Source organism: Paenibacillus sp. VTT E-133291 (assembly GCF_002264395.1).
GTDB lineage: Bacteria > Bacillota > Bacilli > Paenibacillales > Paenibacillaceae > Paenibacillus_AQ > Paenibacillus_AQ nitricinens.
Genome location: NZ_NFVA01000185.1, coordinates 1 through 3,682, shown reverse-complemented (window position 1 = coordinate 3,682; position 3,682 = coordinate 1). Strand labels below are relative to the sequence as shown.

Annotated in this window: 4 protein-coding genes; all 4 read right to left on the bottom strand. The window is 42.1% G+C overall.

Features of this window, described 5'->3' with window-relative positions; all coding sequences use genetic code 11:
- Positions 1-129 precede the first annotated feature (129 nt).
- Positions 130-1,119, bottom strand: a complete 990-nt coding sequence (locus tag CA598_RS31290; protein WP_094879024.1) for an ABC transporter permease — start codon at positions 1,117-1,119, stop codon at positions 130-132.
- Positions 1,112-2,092 (bottom strand): ABC transporter ATP-binding protein, encoded by a 981-nt coding sequence (locus CA598_RS31285; RefSeq protein WP_094879023.1) that lies wholly within the window; start codon positions 2,090-2,092, stop codon positions 1,112-1,114. Before CA598_RS31285 ends, CA598_RS31290 begins: the two co-directional genes overlap by 8 nt.
- Positions 2,093-2,156: 64 nt before the next feature.
- Positions 2,157-2,993, bottom strand: coding sequence for a GDSL-type esterase/lipase family protein (locus CA598_RS31280; RefSeq protein ID WP_306440435.1), 837 nt, complete (start codon positions 2,991-2,993; stop codon positions 2,157-2,159).
- Between the two features lie 247 nt (positions 2,994-3,240).
- The coding region (locus CA598_RS31275; protein ID WP_256990089.1) for a CAP domain-containing protein at positions 3,241-3,682 on the bottom strand (442 nt) is incomplete at its 5' end.

Sequence of the window (3,682 nt, the reverse complement as noted above, 5' to 3'; positions counted from 1 at the left end):
GCCTTTGGCGTCCTTATAAGGACGGTAAGCCTTTTAGCGAGAAACATAAGATATAAAGTATAGGTGCAAAACTTATACGTTCTTATATTTCTAAAAATGCAAACAAACGTTTTCGTCACTTTGTACATTCTAATTCAAAATATCCCTTTTCGTAAAGACGGCGAATGAAATGATCACCGAAACAGCCCCCCATACTGCCAGCACAGCCATGGAAAATGACAAGGACATCCCCTCTATAGGGGCGGGAGTTCCTGACAAATAGCCGGTCAGTCCAAGATTTACCATAAATAAATATTTCGCTGTTGTCCAGGCTGAAGCCATATTGGTCAAAATATTTCCAGCGATCAGCGCTGCCATCATGACCACTATACTAGCAGCAGTGCTCCTTACAAGTACAGAGATCATAAAAGCAAGCAGGGCAACTACGACGCTTACGAACCAGACCAATCCACCTTGCATAAGCATATATTTCCACTGTGGTATTGCATGTACAGTAGACATATCTACCGAGTCCCCACTGATCTTAAAGCCTGTAAAAACAGGGATATTGAAGCCCTTATATCCAAAAGCGAGACCAGAGATCAAATAGCTGATCACAAATGTGGAGAGTACGATGAGTGAGACAAACATAAGCAGTGCCGCCATTTTGCTAAACAAAACTTTCCAACGCTTAACTGGCCTTGTCAGCAGCATTTTGATCGTCCCTGTAGTCCGCTCCGCAGAAACTAAATCCGAAGCTACAGCCATAATGAGTAGTGGAATAAATAAAGTAACGGAATTATCCATAAACTCACGGGTAAAGGTAACGCCACTTGGCTCGTTCGGATTCACATCATGGTGAAGGTAATATTGAAGCTGCTGTACAAATATTCGCCGATAAGTCTTCCATTCCTCTGGAATCCGGTCGCTACCCAAAGAATTTTGATTATCAATGATCTGTTGCTGGATCTCCAGGCGCCAATCGGAGTTGAATTTATCTCGGCTACGCTCAGCAGATCGCATTTGCGCGTAGGTGAACATAGGCACCAGAACAATCAGAATCAGCAGTATAACATAAAACCGTTTCTTTTTTATGATTTTTAAACATTCATTACGGATTAGCGGAAGCATATTATTCAACGTTCTCACCCTCCGTTAGTTTCAAGAATAGCTGTTCCAGTGTCGGATTGATTTTATGCACAGCCCTAACTTCGATTTCAGCAGTCACCATAACAGCCACAATCTCGGGGATCAAATCCTGCTCCATAATTGTGATTAAAGAATTCGGGCCCATACCTGCAATTATTGAATCATCCAAGGTAACGTCTTCCAGATTCTGAATCTGAATATCTGGGCGATCAGCCAGTAATGTCCTAGCTTCAGCAAAAGGCTCTAGCTCCCAAAGTACATACGGCGAATTTCGGGCAATAAGCTCATCTACCGAACCCACTGCAAGTACTCGCCCTTTACTAATAATCGCAACACGGTCGCAGAGAAGCTGGATTTCACTAAGTAAATGACTCGATACAAATACCGCCAACCCCTCATCTGCTAGCTTGCGTATAAATTCTCGCAGCTCCTTAATTCCCTTTGGATCTAACCCGTTTGTTGGCTCGTCCAGAATAAGCAGACGCGGATGTCCCAGAAGAGCCTGCGCTATACCAAGTCGCTGCCTCATCCCAAGCGAATATGTACTTACCTTATCATGGATTCGTTGATCTAACCGTACGATATCTACCACTTCACTAATGCGAGTATTATCAATACCAGGCTGCATCCGGGCAAAATGCTGTAAATTCTCCCATCCCGTCAAATAGGTATATACCTCAGGGTTCTCCACGATAGAGCCAACAAATTGCAACGCTTTTTCCGGATTTCGGTTCACATTGTAACCACATACCGTAATCTTGCCCTTGCTTGGACGAATCAAATCGACAAGCATTCGAATCGTAGTTGTCTTTCCAGCTCCATTGGGTCCGAGGAAGCCAAAAATTTCTCCTTTTCTCACATCAAACGTAACATCATCTATAATCCACTTTCGCCCTATTTTTTTCCGTACCCCGTCTACAGACAAGACGACCGGACTGGATTCATCACTGTTCGCTTTTGTCATATTCTCTTTAGCTCCTTGTTAAACACAAATCATCTTTCTTAGAAAGCTGGCACTCAATTGTGTTCTAGTGTATAGCCTGAATGAATCGCTCTCCGATTCGCTGATAGCCATCCCCATTCGGATGAAAATGATCCGTTGATAAGTATTTGTCCAAATGCTTGTTAAACAAGTCGAAGGTTGGAACCAATGTCATATTGCTGTGCTTATTAATAACATCCATTGCCGCATTATTCCACTTCGCAACCGCCTGATTACCTGGTACAAGCAAATCTGGTATATCACCAAAGGGGTTGTATAGACCCATATAATAAATTTGAGCATTTGGATTGATTTCCGTGATTTTCTGCAGAATCTTACCTAATCTTCCTACTGCTTCTGGAAGGGCTGCTAGCAAAGACTCTGGAGTCAGCTCTTGATCGGTCGTGGATTCACTTTGAAGTGCGCCACTATTCTGCAAAATATTGGAGTCCTTGAATAAATCATTCCCTCCGATCGATAGCAGAATGACATTCGCCATATGCAGCGCGTAATCTACACCATCTTCTTCCAGCTTGCTTAGCAGTCCTGCAGTAGTTAAACCATTAATCCCCATATTCCCTAAAAAATCAACCTCAACACCTTTAGCAGATAAACCACTAACTGTACGCTTAACAAATCCTTCCCCGGTGTTATCACCAGTTCCCTTGGTTAGCGAATCTCCGAGAGCAACAACTTTGAGCTTCTTATCAGCTTCCGCCGCTGGAGCAGCTGTTTGTTGAGGTATGTTGGTCTCTGCGGCTTCTCCAACCGGATAGATAATGTCTCTGACCGCATAAACTAAACCTACAATTAGAATTATGGTTGTTACTATGGAAATCAGGCTAACGCTGCGCCATGTCCACTTTGAATCATTCAAAGCCATCCCTCCGTGTGCCGTTCTATTATGTATTGTTCCACATTTTACAAAGATCTTAACTATGTACATAAACATAAATCTTCCATACCGGTTTTGCAAATGTCTAGAACAGAAATAAATCCAGCTGCTCCGCTTATTTAACCCAAATATGAATACGAAAATTCTCAAAAAAATTCAGCGATTAAAGTTTGGGCACAAAAAAACGTCCCCCGATTTTCATCGGAGAACGTTGATTTCAGTAACGATATTTCAATTATTTACCAATAAATTCTTGAACCCAATAGTTATTGTCATAACCTACACCGATATAATTGAAATTAGCATTCAAAATATTAGCTTTATGACCAGGACTATTCATCCATGCTTTCATTACTTCTTCTGGTGTTTTTTGACCCATAGCGATGTTCTCGCCTGCAGCGTTATACGTGATCCCAAAGGATTTCATCATATCGAATGGTGAACCATACGTAGGTGAAGTATGTGAAAAATAGTTATTAGTACGCATATCCGTAGCTTTTGTAGCTGCTACTTTATGAAGGCTGTCCAATCCAGAAACAGGTTTCAGACCAGCTGCTGCACGCTCTTTATTTACCAGCGTTACGATCTGTTGAACATAAGTTCCTTTATTGCTCGCAGCACCTGTACTAGGTGTAGTTTCTGTAGGTTTAGTTACAGGCTTAGTTACAGTAGTCGTA